This is a genomic window from Flavobacterium glycines (assembly GCF_900100165.1).
Taxonomy (GTDB): Bacteria; Bacteroidota; Bacteroidia; order Flavobacteriales; family Flavobacteriaceae; genus Flavobacterium; species Flavobacterium glycines.
The window spans coordinates 1,080,977-1,104,451 of sequence record NZ_FNEO01000001.1; the positions used below are offsets into that span (position 1 = coordinate 1,080,977).

Sequence of the window (23,475 nt, forward strand, 5' to 3'; positions counted from 1 at the left end):
GCAGGAAGTTGTATATCGATAAGGAAATAGTTTTCTATTTCTTTGGAATAGTTGGATTATCTGTTGTTGGGACAGGGATGTTGAGGTTGTAATCAGCGAATCTTGTATATACTTTTTCATTCATGTCAAAGAATACACCCCAGTAATCGGATCCGTTAACCCATACTCTTACGGTAAAATTAACCGAAGTACCAAGGGCTGCCAATCCTATAAAAGGAGCTGGCTCTTTTAAAATACGGCTATCTTCGGCTATAAAATCATTGATGGCTTTTTTGAAATTTTCTACATCATCACCGTGGGAGATGCCAAAAGTCCAATCGATTCTTCGGGTAGCTTCGGCTGAAAAATTGGTCAAAGCACCGGTTGAAAGCGGTCCGTTAGGAATAATTACTAATTTTTTATCGGCTGTGTTAAGCAGTGTTGAAAATATAGTAATTTCTTTTACGGTTCCTGAAAATCCCTGAGCTTCGATAGTATCGCCAATTTTAAAAGGTTTCAGAATCAAAATAATAACACCTCCGGCAAAATTTTGCAAGGTTCCAGATAAGGCCATACCTACTGCCAAACCAGCAGCTCCCAGAATAGCCACAAAAGAAGTCATTTGGATACCAATCATGCCCATTACGGTGATGGCAACTAAAATTTTCAAAGTGATGTTAGTCAAACTTCTTAAAAACGGAATCAGTGAAGGATCAATTTTTGATCTTACCAATGATTTTCCAACTCCTTTGGTAACTAATTTAGTAAACCATAAACCAATTACTAAAACGATGATGCCACCGACTAATTTTGGCGCGTACTCAAAACCAAAATCGATTGATTTATCTATGTATTTGTTAACTAGTGTAACTTGTTGATCTATTAGCATTTTAATATTGTTTTATTTTTAGAAACGTTTAAAAAATCTTTTCTTTTTTCAAAGCATCGATTTCTTCATCACTGTGCTCGATGATGTCAATTTTTGGTTCGATGAATTCCTGTTCGTTTGCCAATGTTTTGTTCAGGGTCAGTACCAAAGCAGGTAATAACATCAGGTTAGATAACATTCCAAATAAAAGTGTTAGCGAAATTAATCCTCCCAATGCGATGGTTCCTCCAAAACTGGAAAGCATAAATACAGAAAATCCAAAGAACAATACGATAGAAGTATAAAACATACTCAATCCGGCATCGTTAAATGTGGCGTAAACCGATTTGCGGATTTTCCAGTTATTCTTCTTTAATTCTTCGCGGTATTGCGCCAGGAATCGAACGGTGTCATCTACCGAAAGTCCAAATGCAATTCCGAAAACCAATATCGTTGACGGTTTTAACGGAATGTCTAAAAAGCCCATCAATCCTGCGGTTAACAATAATGGCAGTAAATTTGGAATAATAGAAACCAAAATCATTTTGAACGAACGGAACATGAATCCGATTAAAAGCGCCGTTAAGAAAAAGGCAAAAACCAGTGATGACAGTAGGTTGTCTAGTAAGTAACCTGTTCCTTTTTGGAAAACCAGTGCTTTTCCGGTAATGGTTACATTATAGCGGTCCGGAGGGAAAATTTTATCGGCTTCTTTGCGAATTTCAGCTTCAATTTTAGGAATCGCTCCTCCGTTATCATCACGCATAAAAGTGGTAATTCGGGCATATTGGCCTGTCGAATCTACATAGCTTTTCATCAGATTTTCTTTGGAATTCTTCGTCGCATTTTTTGCGTAAGACAAAATGAATCCCTGTTCCTGCGAAGTAGGTAGATCGTAATATTCCGGATTTCCGTTATAATAAGCCTGTTTCGAATATTTGACTAAATTGACAATAGAGATTGGTTTTGATAATTCCGGAATTTCATCAATAGCCTTTTCTAATTCGTCCATTCGTCTTAGCGTAGAGAGTTTCATTACCCCTTTTTTGCGTTTGGTGTCAATCATGATTTCCAAAGGCATGACACCGTCAAATTCATTTTCGAAGAAAATAATATCCTTAAAAAATGCTTCTTTTTTAGGCATATCTTCAATCAAACTGCCTGAAATACGCATTTCGTAAATTCCGATAATACTGATAACCAATAATGAAATAGCAACCACATAAATCGAAAAACGGTTGTGTTTTACATTATGCAGAATCCAATCCATGAAATTTTTTACCGAGCCGCGATCTAAATGTTCAATATGACGGTCTTTTGGTGCAGGAATATAACTGTGGAAAATTGGAATTACAATAATGCACAACAGGAATAATAACAAAATGTTGATGGAAGTTACATTTCCAAATTCTATAAGTAGTGAATTATTCGAGGTAATAAAGGTAAAGAAACCAATAGCTGTGGTAACATTAGTCATCAGGGTAGCCATACCAATTTTGGTAGTTACCCTTTGCAGTGCTTTGACTTTATTACGGTGAACCTTATATTCCTGATGGTATTTATTGGTCAGGAAAATACAGTTTGGAATTCCAATAACAATAATCAGTGAAGGCACTAAGGCAGTTAAAACGGTGATTTCGTAATTTAATAATCCCAGAACTCCAAACGACCACATTACTCCAATAATCACAATGATAATCGAAATTAAAGTCGCTCTGAAACTTCTGAAGAAGAAGAAAAACAATAATGAAGTGACTAATAATGAAGCGCCAATGAAAAGACTGATTTCGTCAGTAATCGTTTTTGCATTTAAAGTTCGGATGTAAGGCATGCCCGAAACACGCAAATCGATGTTGGTTTCTTTTTCGAATTTTTCAATTGCCGGAACTAATTTTTCAAGGATGTAGTCTTTACGGGCTTTGGTATTTACAATCTTTTTGTCCATGTAAATAGCCGAACGAATACTTCCTGATTTTTTGTTAAATAACAAACCTTCGTAAAAAGGCATGTCATTGAAAAGTTCTTTCCTGATTTTTTCAAGATAAGCTTTATCAGCTGTTTTGTTTTGATCAACAAAAGGGATTAATTCAAACTTTTGAAGGGAATCGTTTTTTTGAAGTTTTTTTAAGTCATTAATGGAAACGACCAAATCGATAGCTTTGTCTTTTTTGATGCTGTTCATCAAGGTATTCCAGGCTTTGAAAGCCTTTGGAGTGAAGAAAGTCTTGTCTTTTACCCCAATGATAATCAGGTTTCCTTCTTCACCAAATTTATTTAAGAACGCATTGTATTCTACATTGGCAATGTTGTCCTCTGGTAACATATTGGCTTCTGTGAATGTAAAATGGATGTTTTTCCATTGCATACTCAGAAAGACAGTTATCGCCACAATTATCGATAACATTAAAATTTTATTTCGAAGAACAATGCGAGCAATTAACTCCCAAAATCCCAAACTAAACCACTTAATCATAATTGATGTTTAAAGGCTGCAAATGTATTAAAAACCACAGTAAAGGAGGGGTTTATTTGTAAATTTTAAATTAATTTTAGGCTTTTTTAGGTTTTGTTTTTTTAGTCTGAAAGTTAATTTTAGCGATGTTGATACTATGAAAGAATTTAGCATCTTTGTGTAAAATTTAAATCAATTGATTTTGAGCTATGGTTTTGAAAAAATATAAGAATACTTTGTTTTATTTAGGGGTAACAGGCGTTTTTTCAGTATTAATTTATTGGATTATTGGACAAGGAAAGTTACTGGAATTAAAAAAAGCCAACCTTGTTGCTCATCCAGCCAATAATTCGCTTACTGATTTTGTAAATTCGATGTTACATAATCTTCAGGATCCTTTGGCTATTCTTCTGGCACAGATAGTTATGATTATTTTAGTGGCCCGTATTTTTGGCTGGTTTTTTAAAAAAATTGGTCAGCCTACAGTAATTGGAGAAATTATAGCCGGAATTGTTTTGGGACCTTCTTTGGTAGGGATGTATTTTCCTGATTTTTCAGCAGCCTTATTTCCTGCCGCATCTTTAGGAAATTTAAAATTTTTGAGCCAGATAGGGTTGATTCTTTTCATGTTTGTCATTGGTATGGAACTGGATGTGAAAGTTTTGAAAAATAAAGCCAGTGAAGCTATAGTTATTAGTCATGCCAGTATTATTATCCCTTTTGCCATGGGAATTGGCCTGTCTTATCTTGTGTACAATCAGTTTGCTCCTCAAGGTGTCGAATTTCTTTCTTTCAGTTTGTTTATGGGGATTGCTATGAGTATAACGGCTTTTCCTGTTTTAGCACGAATAGTTCAGGAAAGAGGAATTCACAAAACCCGACTGGGAGCCATCGTTATTACCTGCGCCGCCGCCGATGATATTACCGCCTGGTGTTTGCTGGCTGTGGTAATTGCCATAGTAAAAGCCGGTGATTTTGTAGGCTCGCTTTATGTTATTTCCTTGGCTTTTTTGTATGTTTTGGCCATGCTTTTTATTGTAAAACCTTTTTTGAAACGCATTGGAGATTTGTATGCTGAGAAGGAAAACATTGGAAAACCCGTAATGGCTATCTTCTTTTTATTGCTTATTATTTCTTCTTATGCCACTGAGGTTATTGGTATTCATGCGCTTTTTGGCGGATTTATGATGGGCGCTATTATGCCGGATATCGCTAAATTCAGAATGATTTTTATCGAAAAAGTAGAAGACGTTTCGGTGATATTATTACTGCCGTTGTTTTTTGTTTTCACCGGTTTGAATACACAGGTAGGTTTGATAAATGATGCCTATTTATGGAAAGTAACTGCCGGAATAATAGCAGTAGCAGTGGTAGGTAAATTTTTAGGAAGTGCTTTGGCAGCGCGATTTGTGGGTCAAAACTGGCATGATAGTTTAACCATTGGTGCTTTGATGAATACCCGTGGTTTGATGGAATTGATTGTGCTGAACATTGGTTTAGAACTTAAAGTATTAACCCCTGAAGTTTTTACGATGATGGTAATCATGGCATTGGTTACTACCTTTATGACAGGACCTGCTTTGGATTTACTGGATCTTATTTTTAAAGGTAAAAGAGAAAGCGAACATGTTGAAATTTTGGATGAAAGTAAATATCGTATTTTGATTTCTTTTGGAAATAATGAAAAAGGAAAAGCTTTACTGCGTTTGGCTAATGGTTTAACCAAAAAACAAAAAAAGACTTCGGTAATTACCGCGATGCATTTGTCTCAAAGTGACGAACTGCATTCGTTCAATATGGAAGAAATAGAAAGAGAAACATTCGAACCTATTTTTGATGAATCGGATCATCTGGGAGTGAAGTTACTTTCGGTTTTTAAGGTTACCAATGATATCGAAACTGAAATTGCCGAAGTGGCTAATAATGGCGATTACGATTTGCTTTTGGTAGGAGTAGGGAAGTCTATTTTTGAAGGCAGTTTGTTAGGTAAAGTAATCGGTTTTACCACCCGAATTATTAATCCGGATCGATTAATTGATAAGTTCAAAGGAAAAGAAGGTTTGTTTGAGAATTCGCCTTTTGATGAGCGCACAAGACAAATTGTTGCTAAAACTAAAACGCCTCTGGGGATTTTAATAGACAATGATTTTGAAACCTTAAATCATGTTTTTGTGCCTATTCTAAAATCGGATGATGCTGTTTTGATTGATTATGTCCAAAAAATGATTTTTAATAACAATTCAAAGATCAATATTTTAGATATGAATGGCATTTTGAAAAATAATTTTGTGATGCAAAGTGCCGTTTCAGTTTTGTTGCAAAAATTTCCTAATAACATCAATATCATTTCAGATAAAGAATTGAATGCTGCTTTTTTCAAGCAACAAGATTTAATATTGATTAGTTTAGAAAGTTGGAAATCCATTGCCGATGCTAATGTGAATTGGCCTTTAGGGAATTCCTCAGTATTAATTATTAGAGAATAAAATGAGTTGGATTTTTTTGATAATTGGTGGTTTGTTTGAAGTTGCTTTTGCTTCTTGTTTAGGTAAAGCCAAAGAGACAGCCGGAATGGAATCAGCCTATTGGATGATTGGTTTTTTAGTGAGTTTAACAGCAAGTATGTTTTTATTGTACAAAGCGACTCAGGAATTGCCTATCGGGACCGCTTATGCTGTTTGGACCGGAATAGGAGCCGTAGGAACTGTTTTAGTTGGGATTTTTGTATTTAAAGAACCTGCCGGTTTTTGGCGATTGTTTTTTATTGTGACACTGATTGCTTCAATCATAGGATTGAAGTTTGTGTCGAGTCATTAGAATCCTAAATTCAAAACATAGCTCAGCTTAATGGCGATGTTGTCTTCAAATTTAGGTAATTGATTTGGTCCGTAACGGTAAAACGCAGTTAATCCCAAACCGTTAAAAATTTGATTTAACTCAATCCCAGATTCAAAAAAACCGCGGTCTAATGTTTTAAAATTGAGCCCTAAGTGTTGTTCCGGATGATTCAGATTTCCCCAGGCCATTCTGGAAACTAAAACCAGCGAAGGTTTTACTTTTTTGAATAAAGTAACGCGGTTAAAAGCATGTTTGAATTGAAAAAGAGCATATTTGTTAGAGAAAAATTCATTGAAAAACATGGTTTCAAAACTGTTTTTGCCACCAAAAGTAATTCGCTGAATTATGGTTTCTTTCGTAATATTGTTTGGCGAAGTATTGTATAAATGAGTCAATGGAATATCGCCCAATGCATAACCCGCCTGAAAAAGTAAGGATGTTTTTTGACCGTTGAGGTATTTTTTTTCATACTCGGTTTTGAAGTCAAATTTGCTGAAATCAAAATCGTTATTCCATAGTCTTCCTAAGGATTGCGTGTATTGAAAAGTGAATTTAGGGAAACGTTTTTCTATCTCAATTTGTCCTGTAGGCGTTTGCATAAAATCACTAAACGGACTCCATTGCAAGGAAACCATGGCGGTAGTCATGGTATAGTTTGTATATAATTTATTGTTGTTGCTGAATGTGTAATCAAACTTGGGTTGGATTTCACTGTGGTTCAGTTCCCAAATACTTTCAGTTTTTGGAATTTTTTTGGTTTCAAAATAGGATTTCCAGCTTACATAATTGTAAAAAGTACTGATGTTAATGGGTCTTGGGTCGTATATTTTAAACGGTTTTTTCTCAATTGTAAAAGAAGTGCTGGCTATTTCCCGTACATCATCGGTGTATGAAATTCCAAGCCATGAATTGGCCTCGCTGTCTATTTTTGCGGCAGCGCCAATACTGCCTTTAAAGATACCGTCTTTGGTACCGTAAGCATAGTAGCCTTCCATTCTGAAATATTTAGAAAGGCGTTCATTAGTTATACCGCCTAATCCTAAACGGAAACCTTCGTAATTATTGTAGCTAAATAACTTTCGCAAATCCATGTCGAAAAAACCTATGGGCAAATAGCCGTTAATGACTTTTTTTCCCAGTTGAACCCGATGGGCAATTTTTTTTCTGACAGCGATACTGTCAAGTGCGCTATAGGTTTTTTGATTGCGAATATCAAAGTTGTCTTTTCGATAAGTATCCCAAAAAGATTCTTCTTTATTAAAGGCGTTTTTTTCTATTGCTACGGCAAATGAAGGATTTTTTAAAGTATTGTTTGTGTTTTTTTCAAAGTCAAAAATGTGACTTTCTGAGCGTAAAAAAATATAATCCGAAGGCTGCTTTTTTCGGCTGCTGAAATCATTTTCCATATCGCCGTCAAACTGAATGGTTCCTCCTAAAAAATTAATGTCGTCATCATTTTGACCTTTTATAATTCGGAAATTTTTGTGCGTAGGAAACCAAAGGTTTTCATTGGCCAGGTATTCAAATTCATGAGTTCCGCTAATATCGAGTAACCCCCGGATGCGCATAATGGCTTTGGCAACAGCAAAATTATTTTGGTCAATGTATAGAATTCCTTCGAGTCCTTTGGCTTTACTTTTCTTTTTGTTTTTAAAGTAAATCATATAAGCATTTCTGCCGTTGACAGCCACGGTATCCAGTAATTTGTAGTTGTAATCTTTTAGGGCGTCCTGGGCTATAGGACTGTTGTATTTGGTTTCAAAAAGTTCGTATTTAGAATCGTAAATAGAAAAAGACTGCAGGTTGAAAGCGATGATTTCGTACAGCGGTTGTTTTAATCCCGCCATTTTGGCTCCCAGAATAGTTTCTTTCAGTTTGTTGTTGCTAAATTGAAACTGAGATACTTTTTCGGTTTGAAACAAATGACGTTTGTTAACCGTATTTTTGAATTTGTAGTTGGCCGAATCGATTTTAAAATAAATCCCCTCTTTCGTTTTTTTGACAATAATAGAATCTATTTTTCCTGAAATCGAATCTGGATTAGCGGAAACAATTAATTTATTATAGGTTTTAAAAGCAAAATTGGCCAGTTTTTTTTCGGGATTATTAGTGTCTTTTAGCGCAATTGTTTTTTTAATTATGGTATTGGCTGCGTTTTGAGTAGCAACAACAACTTCGTTAAGTTTGGCGGTATTTTGAACTAATTTAATATTGAAAAAACGATTGTTATTCAGGATATCAATTTTTGTTTTATTGTAACCAATGTAAGAAACGTAAAAAAAAGTAATTGGTTTGCTTGAGATAATTTCAAATTTTCCGTCAACATCGCTAATGCTGTTAATGCCGTTATTAGTAGTAATTGAGGCAAAAGCCAGGGCTTTGTTTGAAGCGGATTCTTTTACAATTCCGTTGATGCGAAATTGCGCCTGAAGTGTGAGGGTGAAAAAGAAAAACAAAAAAAGGTGCCTCATAATACTTGTTTGAGTAAAAACGAAAGGAAAGCCGTTTTTGGTATGGCAAAAGTAAGAATAAAAAAACCGTCGCGATAGCTATCGGGACGGTTTTTAAAAAGTGTTTGGTCAGAAAGTTATACTTTCATGATTTCGGCTTCTTTAGCAGCAAGAAGTTCGTCTATTTTTTTGATATAAGTATTCGTCAGATTTTGAACCTCTTCTTCGGCACTTTTACAAATGTCTTCAGAAGTTCCGTCTTTCTCTAATTTTTTAATATCAGTGTTGGCATCTTTTCTGGCATTTCTAATCCCGATTTTAGCATCTTCAGCCTCGGCTTTAGCTTGTTTTGCTAATTCACGACGACGATCTTCAGTCAAAGGTGGAACGCTGATGATGATGACATCTCCGTTATTCATTGGGTTAAAACCAAGATTGGCAATCATGATGGCTTTTTCAATAGTTTGCAACATGCTTTTTTCAAAAGGCTGCAAAGTAATCGTTCTGGCATCAGGAGTACTGATTTTAGCTACCTGATTCAATGCCGTGGAAGAACCGTAGTAATCTACAAAAACACTTCCTAACATAGCAGGAGATGCTTTTCCGGCACGGATATTTAGAAATTCTTTTTCTAAGTGACCAATAGAACCTTCCATAGATTCTTCTGCACTTTCTAATATAAATTCAATTTCTTCAGTCATTTTTTTAGATTTTAGATTTTAGATTCCAGATTTTCTGTTATCTGAAAACTGCTTTCTGCTAATTAAATATTTACTACTGTTCCAATGTTTTCACCGTCGCAGATTTTTTCCAGATTTCCGCTTTTGTTCATGTCAAAAATCAGGATAGGTAATTTATTTTCCTGGCTTAAAGTAAAGGCTGTAGTGTCCATTACATTTAATCCTTTTTTGATTACATCATCAAATGAAATGTAGTCAAATTTTACTGCTGCAGCATTTTTTTCAGGATCTGAATCATAAACTCCGTCTACACGTGTTCCTTTTAAAATCACATCAGCATTGATTTCAATACCACGTAAAACAGCGGCTGTATCGGTTGTGAAATAAGGATTTCCTGTTCCGGCTCCAAAAATTACGATTCTGCCTTTTTCAAGGTGACGGTCGGCTCTTCTTTTGATGTAAGGTTCAGCGATAGATTCCATTTTTAAGGCTGTTTGCAAACGTGTTTTCATGCCTTTGTCTTCCAGAGCACCCTGTAATGCCATTCCGTTGATCACTGTAGCAAGCATTCCCATATAATCGCCCTGTACTCTGTCCATTCCGCTACTCGCTCCTGCAACTCCTCTAAAGATGTTTCCCCCACCTATTACGATGGCAATTTCTACTCCTTTAGCGTGTACTTTTTTGATTTCTTCAGCATATTCAGCTAATCTTTGTGGGTCTATCCCATATTGACGATCTCCCATTAAAGCTTCTCCGCTTAATTTTAGAAGAATTCTTTTGTATTTCATGTCTTTGTTGCGTTGATTGGTGCAAATATAGGGATATTCTTTTTTTTTGAAATAGGGCGACTTAAATTTTATAAATTTTGTTTTCGTAGCTGTATTTAGCTGCTTCATAGCCCAAATTGAAAATGTCGTCCATTTTAATTTTGTTAGTTTCAAAAGTGCTGTAGACGCTTAATTCTTTGGGCTGAATCATCCAGTCGCATTGATTGAATTTTGAGATATTTGAATATTCGGAGAGAATATCAAAAGCTCTTGTGGTAACTGCTCTGATGGAATTCAAATCTTTGGCTTCTATATTATTGATAGGGCTTACATAAACTCCGATAACGGTAGCACATTCTTCACGAAGTAAATCGGTAGGAAAGTGATTTAGAATTCCGCCATCACTGTAATGATTGCCGTTAATTTGATAAGGTGAAATAATTCCCGGAAAGGATGAGGATGAAATAAGCGCATCCACAATTTTGGTTTCGGGTTCAAATATTTTTAGTTTGCCTTTAATCATGTCGGTTGCGGTAATCTGGGTTGGGATTTCCAAATCAGAAAGTTTAGCATCTTTAAAAACCGCATGAAAATAGTTTTTGAAGGCTTCGGAATCTATCAGGCCTGCTTTGGTAAAAGTGATGTGTCGCCAATGAAAAAAATAGATGGATTTGAAGAAGTCCAGGATTTCCTCCGGTGTTTTTCCCCAGGCATACATAGCGCCTACGATAGAACCCGCACTGGTTCCCGCAATTTTAGTAGGACGTATGTTTTGTTCTTCTAAAAATTTAATAGCACCCGCATGGGCTAAACCTTTTGTTCCTCCACCTGAAAGCGCAAGTCCAATTGATTTTGAATATAAGTTCATCGTACAGCATTTTTTATAAAAATACAATTTTTGCTGATTTGAATGTGATTTTTGTCATATTTAATCCAGATTACTTGGTCTAATTTTACTAAAAAATAGAAATTATGACGACATCAATTACAAAAGCCTTGTTATATAATTATACTTATCCTGAATATAGAAAATTAGTTGCTGATTTGTTAAAAGAAGGAAAATCTACCGGCGAAGAACAGTCGGAAGATTTAACGCATTACAGCTATTTGAATGATACCCGAATGAATCGTTTAGACAAGACGATTAAAGTTTCAGAGGAAAATAGTATTCAACTGAAGTCATTGCAAAATGAGTTTACTTGGTTGGTAATTTCTGAGGGATGGTGTGGAGATGCGGCGCAATTACTGCCGGTTTTTAATAAAATGAGTCAGCTTTCTGAGGAGAAAATAGAACTCAAAATAGTGTTGAGAGATGAGAATTTAGATTTGATGGATTGCTTTCTAACTCAAAATGCAAGAGCAATTCCTAAGCTGATTGTTGTTGATAAAGAAACTTCGGCTGTTTTAGCGCATTGGGGGCCCAGACCTAAAGCAGCTACGGATTTAATTCTAAACTATAAAAAAGAACATGGTATTATTGATGAAGCCATAAAAACCGAATTGCAATTATGGTATTTGCACGATAAAGGAAATGCAACTCAAGAAGAAATTATAGAAATGATGTTGGCATTAGACCAGGAGCTTTCTGAGAAAAAGTATTTTGCAAAAGTCAAATTGGGATAAAAACGGTGTAATAATAAGGGGATTCGATTAGAATTTGTTATCCTTACCGGATTATGGCAGGTTGCTGTTGTTTTTTACTCTTTTTGTAAACGAGGTGCTTGACAAGCCTAAGCTAATGCTGGTAACTTTTTCGGGAGTATATAAGCTAAAACCGTATTGAGTAAGTTCTATAAAAAGAGCAAAGCCTTCGATACCTTCATAGCCAAAACTAATTTTTTTATAATCACCGTGTAGGTTACCGCGACCTAAAACAATTGATTTTCCGTAAGCAGGCTGGAGGTATAAAAAATCTTCTTTGCCTACTTTCATGCCTAATTTGAGATTGGCAAAGGCAGGAATAACAACCAGTTTTTTAGAAGCAATCCAGTCTATGCCGGAATTTAGACCAATGGCAACAGTTCGGTTAAAATGGATGCCTTCTCCAAATTTCAAGCTTAAGCCGTTTGGCGTAAGCCAATTGGTATCTTCATCGTCTCTGTTTATGTTTTCTTTCAGAGGAACTGATACGCCAAATTGAGTATAGGAGCCTTGTTTAAATTGGGCAATTAAAGTGCAAGAAAAGCCAAATGTGATTAGTAAACAAGTCAGGGTTTTCATATATGGATTTTTAATTATCGATATAAAATAAAGTCCTTATTCTCAGTATACTAAGTTAGCTAAATTTATCAAATGTAGTTGCTGTTAATTGGGATTTATTATTCCCAATCTAATGCTTCAGAAAAATAAGCATTCTCAGCACTCGAAGTATTGTAATTCCATACATCTAACTGTTGAGATAAGCTAATAATACTAAAACCACTTGCTTTGTGAGTAGCGTTTATAATATTAGTCATTAAGCTATTTCCTAAATTGTTTTTACTCAAAATAGCATCTAATTTTTGATAATTAAATTTAAAAAACGTTAGTGTATAATTCATTAATTCTGAATTGGTATCGTTGAATTCATTTACACGCAACCATTTATTGTTTTTACTTACCATTAAGATAAATCCGTAAGGTTTTTTTGTTGACTTTGAATTATGAAAACTGTATTTTATGTATTTATAATTCTCATTTTTGAAAGTGAAATTAATAACCTGTGCAAGTTGGAAATAATTTAGATTCTTATCCAAAGCATTTTTTTTATTTAAATCTTGAGTTGCATCTGCATCTAATTCAGTTACTTGGGTATTGTTGTTTAAGTTTATCCAAGCAAGGGAATTTTCAGACAAAATAGAATTTATCAATAGTTCCGGACTAGTGTTCGTTACTCCGGAAGTAGAAGTTATAGTGCCCTTAACTATAGTGTTATCTGGATATAGTCCAAAGCTTAGATTAGTAATATTAGGGTCGCTGCTATTTAAGTTGGTCATTATTTGGGAATAACCAAAAAAACTCATACTAAGAAATATAGTTGAAATTATTAATTGTATTTTTTTCATTTTTATAAAATTTATTAAAGTTATTATTTATTACTTGTTTGCAAATTGAAAAAATTAATCTTTAAACGAGTCTAAAAATTTGAACTGAAACTTTTGTCCCTTGAGACTTTCAATTATTCTACAATTATAAACTCGATAAGTACAATAAGATATTCCTGCAAAAATTAAAGCACCCCAAATAAGATAATTTGATACTTTGTTTTTATAAGTCTCAGTAAAATTGCATTTTCCATTTACATTACAAATAAATCGGTCATCATATGTAAAATATACTGTGTTTTGAGGTAAATAAGACTTGGTTTTTTCTCTTTTGACAATATCGATTGTTCCAGTATGTTCATAAAATATATTAGTCAAAATCTGTTTTTGAACTAAAGTATTTTCTGTAAGTAATAAGTTGATTTTTTTACCAGAATCTTTGAAATTTATGTAATGAGAATCACCATTTCTATTACCAGAATGTGAAGCAGTATAAATGGAATCTATTTTAACGTTCTTCATTAAAATATAATCGTTTGATAAAATATTATTCAATTCTTGTCTATTAATTAAAATGAAAATACTTAATAGTAAGAAGTAAAAACTTAAGATTATACCTTTTGCAACAACATATTTTGTTATCATGTAGGCTTAAATAGAAATTGATAAAGTTAGTTTTTAATATAGCAAATCTAATTAAAAACATAGTTAGTACTTCTGTTTTTTTTGTAGTATTTTTCTAAAACAAAAAAGCTATGAAGTGAATCATAGCTTTGTGTATTTCTTGTCAAAACAGTATTTATTTTTCTTGTAATCCTAAGCTTTCTTCAAACAACGTTATATCAATCGCATTTTTTACATCGTAATCGCCAATTTTTGTTCGTCTCAAGACCGTTAAATGCGAACCTGAATTCATTGCTTTTCCAAAGTCGTAAGCCAGAGAACGAATGTACGTTCCTTTGTTGCATACTACTCTGAAATCAATTTCAGGAAGTGCAATTCGGGTGATTTCAAATTCGTGGATGGTTGTTTTTCGACTGGCAATTTCCACTTCTTCACCGGCACGGGCATGTTCATACAGGCGTTTTCCGTCTTTTTTAATAGCCGAGAAAATAGGTGGTTTTTGGTCAATTTCTCCTAAAAATTGCTTCACCGTTTCGTGAATTAAAGCTTCGTCGATGTGTTCTGTTGGGAAAGTCGCATCAATTTCAGTTTCTAAATCATACGATGGCGTAGTGGCTCCTATGTGGAAAGTTCCGGTATATTCTTTGGCTTGCCCCTGTAGTTCGGCAATCTTTTTGGTAAACTTTCCAGTGCAGATTAATAATAGTCCGGTTGCCAATGGATCCAGCGTTCCGGCATGACCAATTTTGAATTTTTTAGGCAATCCTACTTTGTTAATCAGCAGGTATTTTAATTTATTCACCGCCTGAAAGGAACTCCATTTCAAAGGTTTGTCGATCAGTAGTACCTGTCCTTCTAAATATTCTTCGCGGGTCATTAGATAACAGTCAAAGGGTGAATGAAATAATGGATAATCAATAAGATTAGTCCTGCTGCAATGCGGTAATAACCAAAAACTTTGAAGCCTTTTTTGCTTAAAAAACCAATGAATGATTTAATGGCTAACATGGCCACAATAAAAGCAATAATATTTCCGATGATTAATAGATTTGCCTGATCGTGTGTTAATACATAGCCGTCTTTGTAATAATCGTAACATTTTTTTGCAGTAGCGCCAAACATTGTTGGTACAGCTAAGAAAAAAGAAAATTCTGCGGCGGCAGTTCTGGAAAGTTTTTGGGACATTCCTCCTACAATGGAAGCGCCACTTCGGGAAATTCCCGGAATCATAGCAAGACATTGGAACAATCCAATTTTTACTGCTTTAGTATAAGTGATTTCGGTTTCTTCTGAATTATTGAACCAGTCGTCCACTTTTAGCAAAATGATTCCTCCTGCTAATAATGAGATGGCAACCGTTACAGGATTCTCTAATAAGGCGTCTATTTTTTTGCTGAAAAGCAAACCGAAAACTACAGCGGGAATAAAGGCTGCCAATAATTTGAAATAGAAATCAAAAGATTGAAAAAACCGTTTGAAATACAATACCAGAACCGAAAGGATGGCTCCCAATTGGATGACAATGGTGAAAAGTTTGGTGAATTCTTCGTGTTCAATTCCGTAAAAAGAAGAGGCAATAATCATGTGTCCTGTTGAAGAAACCGGAAGGAATTCGGTAATTCCTTCGATTATAGCCAGAACAATAGCGTGTAATGTGTTCATTTTGGAGTAATCAGTTTTCGGTTTTTAGTTTTCAGTTGTTTTGCTGCTTTTTATGCAAACTGCAACTGATTACTTTAAACTACTTATTGTTTTTTTTGAAAATAGAATAAATGGTGATTCCAAAACCAATTAAAACTGTTGTTGGGGCCAATCGGATTCTTCTAAAGTCAAAAATAGCGTCGCTGTACACTTTCGGATCATCACTTCCACCACCTGACATTAGAATAAAACCAAGCACAATTACTCCAATTCCGATAAAAAGGAATTTGTAATTTACTTTATCAAATAAGAATTCTTGTTTGTTGTTTTCCATTTTATTGACAGGAACGAAACAATCTCATTCCTTTTTTTTTAAGTTATTTTTCTAATTCTAAAATCTAAAATCTGCTCCCGAAGCTTCGGGACTGAAATCTAAAATTAATAAAGATCGTCAGTTCTTAAGTTTAAGAAACGTTGTGTGGCAAAATGGGTGCTTAACCAGGTGATTAAAACTCCAAATCCAAAAACCGCTATAAAGACAAGTAAAATAAGTCCTTTATCATCCAGAATTCCTAAATCAGGGAAGTTGGTTTGTACATAAGATAAAAGTCCAATTAGTGCTAAGATTGCTAAAGCAGCGCCAAGCATTCCTAATTTTACACTACGCATCACAAATGGTTTTCTGATAAAAGATTTGGTAGCTCCCACCATTTGCATGGTTTTAATAATAAAACGATTAGAATAAATAGAAAGGCGTAGTGAACTGTTGATTAATAATACAGCGATAAAAGTCAGGAAGCAAGTGATGATTAAAATCCACATACTTACTTTCTTGATATTGTCGTTTACTAAATTTACCAATTGTTTGTCGTAAACAATATCTGAAATCATTGGATTATTGGTACGCAATTGACGTTCAATTTTAGCTACGCTGTCTTTCTCAACATAATCGGCTTTGATATGGATATCGTAAGAGTTTTGCAAAGGATTTTCGCCTAAGAAAGTCAGGAAATCTTCTCCAATAATATCGGTATGAACTTTAGCAGCTTCTTCTTTACTTACATACACTATTTTTTTGGCAAACGGAGCTCTTTTTAATTCCGTGCCAAAACTTTTCAAAATAGTATCATTGGCTTCATTTTTAAAGAAAACCGTCATGGCGATTTTTTCTTTAAAGTCGTCTGCTAATTTTTTAGAATTGATAATAAAAAGTCCTAATGTTCCCAGTAAAAACAATACCAGAAAAATACTTAAAACCACCGAAAAATAAGAGGAAATTAACCTGCGTTTTTGAAACTTATCAAATGAAGAACTCATAGTTTACTTTTATTATGGGGTAAAAATAATAAAGAATTTCTTTATATGAAGTTAATAACGTTCAAAGTTTTTATTTTCTTGTAATTTAGAGATGGGTTTTTAAAAAAATAACATAAAAAAACACTTTTACGTTAAAAGTAATTTTAAACCGGCAATTGTTAGTCCGGCAGCCAAAAGGTATTTTAGTGTTTTGGAGTTGAATTTTTGACTTCCAAAATAGGATCCGAATAAACCGCCAATGATAGTGGCAACAACCGCTATTTGTAAATCAGGGCTAAGGTTAAAGCCTCCTTTTTGAATTTGTCCATAAAGTCCCGAAAGGGAGTTGACAAAAATAAATAATGCTGAAACAGCGGCTGTTTCTTTAAGTTTTGACCAACGCATTAAAAGCATCAAAGGGCTGAGGATGATGCCGCCACCAATACCTAAAAGTCCGGAAAGGAGCCCGATACTTCCACCTGAAAAAAGTCCTGCCCATAATGGAATTTCCCGATTGGGTTCATTTTTTTCTTCAAATTGATATACTAGTCGGATAATTGAAATAAAGAGACAGATGCCTAATATTTTTTTATAGATTGCGTCCGGTAAACTCATCGTGCCTCCTAAAAAAGCCATTGGAATACTTGCAATTACAAAAGGCAGAAATAATTTCAATCTAAAAAAACCTGCTCTGTAAAACCCAATAAAAGAGAATAAGGAAACGGCTAAATTCATCACTAAAGCTGATTGTTTCATCATGACAGGGGCTACACCTGTTAAAGCCATAATGGCCATATAACCACTGGCGCCTCCATGACCAACTGAAGAATATATAAATGCAACAGTAGCTAAGGCGAGTAATAGAATAATAGAAGTGAATTCCATAAAAAAGTATTTAGCTGATTCTGTACTTTTAATTAAGAACGAATCATTTTTTGAAGTTAAATAGTTCCGGTTTGAAAGTGACCATTAGGTAGCTCCATACGGGAATGATGTTGCTGTTTCCTGTTTTAAGTGTTTCCATGCTTTTTTCGGCTGCCATGTATGAGAAGCCAAAATCAATCATGGTGAAATTGTTGTATTTGTAGTGTAATGATAAGTCGTTTTCAAATCCTAAATAGGGGTTAATCTTGTTGTTCAGATTGTCTTTTACGTTATTTTGCAGGTAAAACAAATGAAAGTCGGAGCGTAAACTTAGTTTTTTGTTAAGATCATAAATAAGGTGCAGGTACGGATTGATTAATCCACCGTTTTTTAAATCCGAAGGGAAGGTGGTAAAATAATCCATGTTTCCCATAAAACGCCAGGCAACTCCGTAAAGCGGAACAAATGATTTAGAAGTGGAACTTGGTTTTTCGGCATTGTCACCACTCATGTATTCCATACCTAAACGGGTAGTAAACTTGTTTTTCTTCCACTGGATTTCAGGCTGAAAGTAATAGGACGAAATTTTATTTCCGGCTTGTAAATGACCGTATTGGTAATAACCGCTCAGGGTTAGGTATAAATTTCCTTTTTCAAATTCTATTCGTCCGCCCGAAGTGGCGCGAGTGTACATAGTCCTTGGATTGGTCTTACTTTCATAACCATCGGCAGAATTTAAAGTGCTTAGACTAAAATGCTCATTTAATTTTGCTTTCAGGTAATGTATGTTGAGCATTTTATAGTTTGTAAATGTAGTTGGAGCAAAATTGGTTTCGAAAATACGCTCAGAAGTTTGATTGAAAGCTGTAATGAATTCCGAATGAATTTTGCTGTTTTCGTAGATTAGGTTGATTCCGTCATGTGCTCTTGCTGCCTGACTCCAGTTGGCTGCCGAGAAAAGTCTTCCGTTATCCAATTCTACTTTTTGACGGCCTATTCGAAGCGAAAAATGATCAGAAAGTCCTGTTTCTGCATAAGCTTCAAATACATTAAAAGAACCTGTTGTAGAGGTTTGTCCGTATTGTCCCCAAACGCGAAGATCCTGAACGGAAGTGTGAAATTTGAATTTGGGTTGGCTGTAGTTAAAATACAATCGGCTTCTTTGGGTAGCAAAATAAGCGGCTTTGGTATCGGCGGTTCTCAATTGTTTGTAACCGTCGCGATATTCTGCTCTGGGTCTGAATTCTAATCCAATGGAAAAGTTTTTGTTTTCAGAATTGACTTTTTGATTTACAATCGGAAGAGCCATTATCGAATCGGCTTCATGTTGGTTGATAATCTTTTTTTCGAGTAATAATTTCGTGATATTTTGATCGATTTGTGCCGTCATATTTTCACTGAAAAATAAAGCTACAATTGTTAATGTAAATAGGTAAAGTGTTTTTTTCATTATAAATAGGAAGGGTTGTTTCGTTTAAATAATTGCTGATTTTACAGTTTTTAGCATTTGTTTAACATTTTGCAAATATAAGTCGATTGTTGCTTATGAATTGTTTTTCTTATCAGATTTAGATTTTTTCAATATGTTTTAAAATGAATACTGTTGGTTAAAATTTTTAAAACTTTAGATTTTGAGTTTCTTTTTGAGCAAAATCTTTAATTCGTTTTTCTACTTCATAAAATAGGCTTATGGCTCTTTCTCCGGCTTCAGTCAGTTTGGCGCCGCCTCCGCCTTTACCGCCCAGCAATTTTTCGACTAAAGGGCTTTCGGCGCGTTGGTTCATTTCCTGGACTAATTGCCAGGCTTGCCGGTAGGCCATTTTCATTTCTTTGGCAGCATTGGTAATTGAACCTGTTTTTCGAATATTTTCCAGTAACCAGATTTTACCTATTCCTAAAAATGGTCCTTCGGTTTCTTCAATCCAGAGCCGGACTTCTATTTTATATTTTTTGTCGGATGTCATGGTTATGTTTTTTAAAACACAGTGCAAACATAAGTATTTTTACTTATTTAAATACGTATTTTTTAATTTTTTTATTCCAAATAAATTATTTTCATAGCCCGTACAATAAATGTAAATTTGCGACTGATTTTTTAAAAAGTTGTAAACTCTAAATAATTTTAAATGAGAAAAATATTAATTGGTTTTCTGTTTTTGTTTTCTGTTTCCGTTTTTTCACAAGATTTGAAATATGGGTTAGTTGTAGGTGCAAATGCTTATGATATAGAGATGAAAGGTTCTTTATTTGTAGGGTCAGGAAAAAGTCCATTTAATGTAGGAGGGTTTGTAGATTATAAAATTAAGAATCATTTGGGTTTAAAAGCTCATTTAATTTACAATACAACTGAAGAGGGGAGTTATTATTATGAAGATAATGGAGCAAGATTGCTGTTTGAATATACTAAATTAAAAACACTTCAATTACATACACTTTTAAAATATGATGTCAAAGAAGATTATAGTAAAGGCTTTTATTTATTAGGTGGTTTTCGAATGACAGGTATTTTAGATGCAAAATCTAACGAGAATGTTGATTTAGGTAATTTTTATAATAAAGTAAATTTGGGTTGTATGTTTGGAATCGGAACAACTTTTTTGAAGAATTTTAGTATTGAATTAGTAGGTGATCGCAGTTTTACAAATACAGTAGATTTCGATAAAAACAAATCTAAAAATTGGGGAGCTTACGCAAATATTTTATTTAACCTAGAACCTTTATTTAATCATTCAAATTAATTTATTAATCCTTTTTAAAAAAAATAAAAAGATTATTTATAATACATGAAATACAATCCGAACGAAATAGAAGCCAAATGGCAAAAAAAATGGGCAGAAAACAAAACTTTTGCAGCCGAAAATAATTCAGATAAACCAAAATATTATGTTTTGGATATGTTTCCTTATCCATCAGGAGCGGGTTTGCACGTAGGACACCCGCTGGGTTATATTGCATCGGATGTGTATTCCCGTTTTAAAAGACATCAGGGTTTTAATGTGTTGCACCCAATGGGTTACGACAGTTTTGGATTGCCGGCTGAGCAATATGCTATTCAAACCGGGCAACGTCCTGAAGATACAACCCGCGTAAACATTGACGGAGGTGTTGATAAAGAAGGAAATCAAATTGCAGGTTATAGAACGCAATTGGATAAAATAGGATTTTCATTCGATTGGGATCGTGAAGTACGTACTTCAAATCCTGATTATTACAAACATACCCAATGGATTTTTATCCAGTTATTTAATTCCTGGTATAATAAAACGACTGATAAAGCCGAAGATATTTCGACTTTGATTGCTCTTTTTGAAAAAGATGGAAATGCTAATGTGAATGCTGTTTCAGATGATAACATTGCGGCATTTTCAGCTGCTGAATGGAATGCTTTCGCAAAAGACGAGCAGGAGAAAATCCTTTTACAATACAGATTAACGTATTTGGCAGAAACCGAAGTAAACTGGTGTCCGGGATTGGGGACGGTTTTGGCGAATGACGAAATTGTGAACGGCGTTTCAGAGCGTGGTGGTTTTCCGGTAGTTCGTAAAAAAATGACCCAATGGAGCATGCGAATTTCTGCTTATGCAGAACGTTTGTTGCAAGGTTTAGATACTATTGACTGGAGCGAATCGATTAAAGAATCACAACGAAACTGGATTGGAAAGAGTGTTGGTGCGATGGTAGATTTCAGACTGCAGAATTCAGAAAGCAGTATTTCAGTTTTCACTACTCGTCCTGATACTATTTTCGGAGTGACGTTTATGACTTTGGCACCGGAACATGAATTGGTAGCTCAAATCACAACTGCTGAACAAAAAGCGGCTGTTGAGGCTTATATCGAAAAAACCGCAAAACGTTCAGAACGCGAGCGTATGGCTGATGTGAAAACCATTTCAGGTGTATTTACGGGAGCTTATGCCGAACATCCGTTTACCAAAGAAGCTATTCCGGTTTGGATTGGTGATTATGTTTTGGCGGGCTACGGAACAGGTGCTGTAATGGCGGTTCCTTGTGGAGACGAAAGAGATTATGCTTTTGCTAATTTCTTCAAAGGTCAAAACGGAATGCAGGATATCAAAAATATTTTTGATAAAGACATTTCGGAAGCGGCTTTTGGAGCCAAAGAAGGATTCCAATTAGTGGATTCTGATTTTCTAAATGGATTGGGGTACAAAGAAGCGACTAAAAAAGTTATCGAAGAACTGGAAAATATAGGTCAGGGAAAAGGGAAAATCAATTACCGTTTGCGTGATGCGGTTTTCTCCCGCCAACGTTACTGGGGAGAACCGTTTCCGGTATATTATGTGAATGGTTTGCCACAGATGATTGATGCGCAACATTTGCCAATCATCTTGCCGGAAGTTGAGAAATATTTACCAACCGAAGACGGATTGCCTCCATTAGGAAATGCTGCAGTTTGGGCTTGGGACAGTGTAAACAATAAAGTGGTTGATACAAATTTGGTTGACAACACGACTATTTTTCCATTAGAATTGAACACCATGCCAGGCTGGGCGGGAAGTTCCTGGTATTGGATGCGTTATATGGATGCCGCTAATGAAAATGAATTTGCTTCTGCTGAAGCCTTGAAATATTGGGAATCTGTGGATTTATATATTGGCGGAAGCGAACACGCTACCGGACATTTATTGTATTCCCGTTTTTGGAACAAATTCTTAAAAGACAAAGGCTTTGCGCCAACAGAAGAACCATTCAAAAAACTGATTAATCAGGGAATGATTTTAGGGACGAGTGCTTTTGTTTATAGAGTTTTAGGAACAATGGGAATTCCTCCTGTTTTTGTGAGTTCAACTATTTATAAAAATAATAATTTAGATTTTGTTCATTCTGAATTAAAGAGAATTCATAAAGAATATAATGTAGAAGAATGGAGCGAGCAGCTAACAATTGGTTTCTCACCGATTCATGCGGATGTTTCAATGGTTAATTCTTCTGATGAGTTAGATGTTGAAAAGTTTAAAGGTTGGAGAGAGGATTTTGCTAATGCAATCTTTCTCATGGAAGAAAACGGAAAATATATTGTAGGTCGCGAGGTTGAAAAAATGTCAAAATCTAAATACAATGTAGTCACTCCAGACAATATTTGTGCTGAATATGGTGCCGATACTTTGCGTTTATACGAAATGTTTTTAGGGCCGTTGGAGCAGGCAAAACCTTGGAATACGGCAGGTATTTCGGGAGTTTTTGGTTTCCTGAAAAAATTATGGCGTTTGTATTTTGATGATAATGGTTTGATTGTTACTAATGACGAGCCAACAAAAGACAACTTGAAATCATTGCACAAAACTATCAAGAAAGTAGCGGAAGATATTGAAGGTTTCTCTTTCAATACTTCGGTTTCACAGTTTATGATTTGTGTGAACGAATTGTCAACTCAAAATTGTCATTCCCGTGCTATTTTAGAGCCGTTGGCTATTGTGATTTCACCTTATGCACCGCATATTGCAGAAGAATTATGGAGTTTATTAGGTAACGAAGGTTCGATTGCAACGGTTGCTTTCCCTGTTTTTGAAGCGGCTCATTTAGTAGAATCAGAGAAAGAATATCCGGTTTCATTTAACGGAAAAATGCGTTTTACCATCAAATTGCCTTTGGATTTAACCAAGGAACAAATTGAGGAAATCGTGATGAAAGACGAAAGAACCCAAAAACAATTAGACGGCAGAACGCCAAATAAGGTGATTATTGTTCCGGGGAAAATTATCAACCTGGTAGGGTAATTTCAATTTCAATTTCAATATCAAAAATTAATGGCAATTTCAATTGTCAATGATTAAATAGATAAAATTCCAAATTCCAATAACAATGTGTTGATTGGAGTTTGGATTTTTTATTTTTGATATTTCCTGTTGCAATTGTTATTGAATTTTGATATTGCTATTTAATGAATTTTTAACAGCTGTCAAATTGGCATTTTTGTAAATTGGTTCAGAATTTGTTTGTTATTATTGAAAAATTGAAACTAAAAATAT

General features: G+C 34.7%; 21 protein-coding genes. 5 read left to right on the forward strand and 16 right to left on the reverse strand.

Annotation, left to right across the window (positions count from 1 at the left end; genetic code table 11):
- Positions 1 to 34: 34 nt before the first annotated feature.
- Positions 35 to 868, reverse strand: coding sequence for a mechanosensitive ion channel family protein (locus tag BLR17_RS04255; RefSeq protein WP_083189316.1), 834 nt, complete (start codon positions 866 to 868; stop codon positions 35 to 37).
- A 28-nt stretch (positions 869 to 896) separates the two neighbouring features.
- Positions 897 to 3,320, reverse strand: coding sequence for an efflux RND transporter permease subunit (locus BLR17_RS04260; RefSeq protein WP_066327431.1), 2,424 nt, complete (start codon positions 3,318 to 3,320; stop codon positions 897 to 899).
- 194 nt (positions 3,321 to 3,514) lie between these two features.
- Here BLR17_RS04260 and BLR17_RS04265 point away from each other — a divergent pair, with 194 nt between their 5' ends.
- Together BLR17_RS04265 and BLR17_RS04270 are read left to right on the forward strand one after the other, a co-directional pair.
- Positions 3,515 to 5,785 carry a cation:proton antiporter domain-containing protein gene (locus BLR17_RS04265; protein WP_139068351.1) on the forward strand — a complete coding sequence of 757 codons (2,271 nt, stop codon included), beginning with the start codon at positions 3,515 to 3,517 and terminating at the stop codon, positions 5,783 to 5,785.
- A gap of 1 nt (position 5,786) precedes the next feature.
- Positions 5,787 to 6,116 carry a DMT family transporter gene (locus tag BLR17_RS04270; protein ID WP_066327427.1) on the forward strand — a complete coding sequence of 110 codons (330 nt, stop codon included), beginning with the start codon at positions 5,787 to 5,789 and terminating at the stop codon, positions 6,114 to 6,116.
- Here BLR17_RS04270 and BLR17_RS04275 read toward each other — a convergent pair.
- The 4 genes from BLR17_RS04275 to BLR17_RS04290 all read right to left on the reverse strand — a co-directional run bounded on the left by BLR17_RS04275 (position 6,113) and on the right by BLR17_RS04290 (position 10,905).
- Positions 6,113 to 8,608 (reverse strand): DUF5686 family protein, encoded by a 2,496-nt coding sequence (locus BLR17_RS04275; RefSeq protein ID WP_066327426.1) that lies wholly within the window; start codon positions 8,606 to 8,608, stop codon positions 6,113 to 6,115. The genes BLR17_RS04270 and BLR17_RS04275 overlap by 4 nt on opposite strands.
- A 116-nt stretch (positions 8,609 to 8,724) precedes the next feature.
- A complete protein-coding gene (gene frr, locus BLR17_RS04280) occupies positions 8,725 to 9,288 on the reverse strand; it encodes a ribosome recycling factor (RefSeq protein ID WP_066327425.1) in 564 nt (187 codons plus the stop codon).
- Between the two features lie 62 nt (positions 9,289 to 9,350).
- A complete protein-coding gene (pyrH, locus tag BLR17_RS04285) occupies positions 9,351 to 10,058 on the reverse strand; it encodes a UMP kinase (protein WP_066327597.1) in 708 nt (235 codons plus the stop codon).
- A 61-nt stretch (positions 10,059 to 10,119) separates the two neighbouring features.
- Complete coding sequence (locus BLR17_RS04290; RefSeq protein ID WP_066327422.1) at positions 10,120 to 10,905, reverse strand: patatin-like phospholipase family protein; 786 nt, start codon at positions 10,903 to 10,905, stop codon at positions 10,120 to 10,122.
- A 104-nt stretch (positions 10,906 to 11,009) separates the two neighbouring features.
- Here BLR17_RS04290 and BLR17_RS04295 point away from each other — a divergent pair, with 104 nt between their 5' ends.
- Positions 11,010 to 11,660 (forward strand): thioredoxin family protein, encoded by a 651-nt coding sequence (locus BLR17_RS04295; protein WP_066327419.1) that lies wholly within the window; start codon positions 11,010 to 11,012, stop codon positions 11,658 to 11,660.
- Between the two features lie 51 nt (positions 11,661 to 11,711).
- Here the strand turns inward: BLR17_RS04295 and BLR17_RS04300 are convergent, their stop codons facing one another.
- From BLR17_RS04300 to BLR17_RS04345, 10 genes are all read right to left on the reverse strand, one after another.
- The gene (locus BLR17_RS04300) at positions 11,712 to 12,257 is read right to left on the reverse strand and encodes a hypothetical protein (RefSeq protein WP_066327417.1); all 546 of its coding nucleotides are present in this window, start codon (positions 12,255 to 12,257) and stop codon (positions 11,712 to 11,714) included.
- 98 nt (positions 12,258 to 12,355) lie between these two features.
- Positions 12,356 to 13,081 carry a hypothetical protein gene (locus BLR17_RS04305; RefSeq protein ID WP_139068345.1) on the reverse strand — a complete coding sequence of 242 codons (726 nt, stop codon included), beginning with the start codon at positions 13,079 to 13,081 and terminating at the stop codon, positions 12,356 to 12,358.
- Between the two features lie 54 nt (positions 13,082 to 13,135).
- On the reverse strand, positions 13,136 to 13,582 hold the full coding sequence (locus BLR17_RS04310; protein WP_139068344.1) for a hypothetical protein: 447 nt from the start codon (positions 13,580 to 13,582) through the stop codon (positions 13,136 to 13,138).
- 277 nt (positions 13,583 to 13,859) lie between these two features.
- A complete protein-coding gene (gene truB / locus BLR17_RS04315; RefSeq protein ID WP_066327412.1) occupies positions 13,860 to 14,561 on the reverse strand; it encodes a tRNA pseudouridine(55) synthase TruB in 702 nt (233 codons plus the stop codon).
- Positions 14,561 to 15,346 carry an undecaprenyl-diphosphate phosphatase gene (locus BLR17_RS04320; protein ID WP_066327411.1) on the reverse strand — a complete coding sequence of 262 codons (786 nt, stop codon included), beginning with the start codon at positions 15,344 to 15,346 and terminating at the stop codon, positions 14,561 to 14,563. Before BLR17_RS04320 ends, truB begins: the two co-directional genes overlap by 1 nt.
- Positions 15,347 to 15,425: 79 nt before the next feature.
- Complete coding sequence (locus BLR17_RS04325; RefSeq protein WP_066327409.1) at positions 15,426 to 15,659, reverse strand: DUF3098 domain-containing protein; 234 nt, start codon at positions 15,657 to 15,659, stop codon at positions 15,426 to 15,428.
- A 104-nt stretch (positions 15,660 to 15,763) separates the two neighbouring features.
- Positions 15,764 to 16,642, reverse strand: coding sequence for a cell division protein FtsX (locus tag BLR17_RS04330; RefSeq protein ID WP_066327407.1), 879 nt, complete (start codon positions 16,640 to 16,642; stop codon positions 15,764 to 15,766).
- Positions 16,643 to 16,768: 126 nt separating this feature from the next.
- The gene (locus tag BLR17_RS04335) at positions 16,769 to 17,506 is read right to left on the reverse strand and encodes a sulfite exporter TauE/SafE family protein (RefSeq protein ID WP_066327405.1); all 738 of its coding nucleotides are present in this window, start codon (positions 17,504 to 17,506) and stop codon (positions 16,769 to 16,771) included.
- A 43-nt stretch (positions 17,507 to 17,549) separates the two neighbouring features.
- Positions 17,550 to 18,935: an alginate export family protein gene (locus tag BLR17_RS04340; RefSeq protein WP_083189313.1), complete on the reverse strand. Its 1,386-nt coding sequence runs from the start codon at positions 18,933 to 18,935 to the stop codon at positions 17,550 to 17,552.
- A 166-nt stretch (positions 18,936 to 19,101) separates the two neighbouring features.
- Entirely contained in the window at positions 19,102 to 19,449 is a 348-nt protein-coding gene (locus BLR17_RS04345; RefSeq protein WP_066327403.1) for a winged helix-turn-helix domain-containing protein, read from the reverse strand.
- A gap of 162 nt (positions 19,450 to 19,611) precedes the next feature.
- On the opposite strand from BLR17_RS04345, the gene BLR17_RS04350 reads away from it, so the two are divergent.
- Both BLR17_RS04350 and BLR17_RS04355 read left to right on the forward strand, forming a co-directional pair.
- Positions 19,612 to 20,223, forward strand: a complete 612-nt coding sequence (locus BLR17_RS04350; protein ID WP_066327401.1) for an outer membrane beta-barrel protein — start codon at positions 19,612 to 19,614, stop codon at positions 20,221 to 20,223.
- Between the two features lie 45 nt (positions 20,224 to 20,268).
- A complete protein-coding gene (locus BLR17_RS04355) occupies positions 20,269 to 23,223 on the forward strand; it encodes a leucine--tRNA ligase (protein ID WP_066327399.1) in 2,955 nt (984 codons plus the stop codon).
- Positions 23,224 to 23,475: the final 252 nt, after the last annotated feature.

Coding starts and splice junctions, on each gene's coding strand:
- BLR17_RS04255 (WP_083189316.1), bottom strand. CDS start 868: ATGCTAATAGATCAACAAGTTACACTAGTTAACAAATACATAGATAAA.
- BLR17_RS04260 (WP_066327431.1), bottom strand. CDS start 3,320: ATGATTAAGTGGTTTAGTTTGGGATTTTGGGAGTTAATTGCTCGCATT.
- BLR17_RS04270 (WP_066327427.1), top strand. CDS start 5,787: ATGAGTTGGATTTTTTTGATAATTGGTGGTTTGTTTGAAGTTGCTTTT.
- BLR17_RS04275 (WP_066327426.1), bottom strand. CDS start 8,608: ATGAGGCACCTTTTTTTGTTTTTCTTTTTCACCCTCACACTTCAGGCG.
- frr (WP_066327425.1), bottom strand. CDS start 9,288: ATGACTGAAGAAATTGAATTTATATTAGAAAGTGCAGAAGAATCTATG.
- pyrH (WP_066327597.1), bottom strand. CDS start 10,058: ATGAAATACAAAAGAATTCTTCTAAAATTAAGCGGAGAAGCTTTAATG.
- BLR17_RS04290 (WP_066327422.1), bottom strand. CDS start 10,905: ATGAACTTATATTCAAAATCAATTGGACTTGCGCTTTCAGGTGGAGGA.
- BLR17_RS04295 (WP_066327419.1), top strand. CDS start 11,010: ATGACGACATCAATTACAAAAGCCTTGTTATATAATTATACTTATCCT.
- BLR17_RS04300 (WP_066327417.1), bottom strand. CDS start 12,257: ATGAAAACCCTGACTTGTTTACTAATCACATTTGGCTTTTCTTGCACT.
- BLR17_RS04305 (WP_139068345.1), bottom strand. CDS start 13,081: ATGAAAAAAATACAATTAATAATTTCAACTATATTTCTTAGTATGAGT.
- BLR17_RS04310 (WP_139068344.1), bottom strand. CDS start 13,582: ATGAAGAACGTTAAAATAGATTCCATTTATACTGCTTCACATTCTGGT.
- truB (WP_066327412.1), bottom strand. CDS start 14,561: ATGACCCGCGAAGAATATTTAGAAGGACAGGTACTACTGATCGACAAA.
- BLR17_RS04320 (WP_066327411.1), bottom strand. CDS start 15,346: ATGAACACATTACACGCTATTGTTCTGGCTATAATCGAAGGAATTACC.
- BLR17_RS04325 (WP_066327409.1), bottom strand. CDS start 15,659: ATGGAAAACAACAAACAAGAATTCTTATTTGATAAAGTAAATTACAAA.
- BLR17_RS04330 (WP_066327407.1), bottom strand. CDS start 16,642: ATGAGTTCTTCATTTGATAAGTTTCAAAAACGCAGGTTAATTTCCTCT.
- BLR17_RS04335 (WP_066327405.1), bottom strand. CDS start 17,506: ATGGAATTCACTTCTATTATTCTATTACTCGCCTTAGCTACTGTTGCA.
- BLR17_RS04340 (WP_083189313.1), bottom strand. CDS start 18,935: ATGAAAAAAACACTTTACCTATTTACATTAACAATTGTAGCTTTATTT.
- BLR17_RS04345 (WP_066327403.1), bottom strand. CDS start 19,449: ATGACATCCGACAAAAAATATAAAATAGAAGTCCGGCTCTGGATTGAA.
- BLR17_RS04350 (WP_066327401.1), top strand. CDS start 19,612: ATGAGAAAAATATTAATTGGTTTTCTGTTTTTGTTTTCTGTTTCCGTT.
- BLR17_RS04355 (WP_066327399.1), top strand. CDS start 20,269: ATGAAATACAATCCGAACGAAATAGAAGCCAAATGGCAAAAAAAATGG.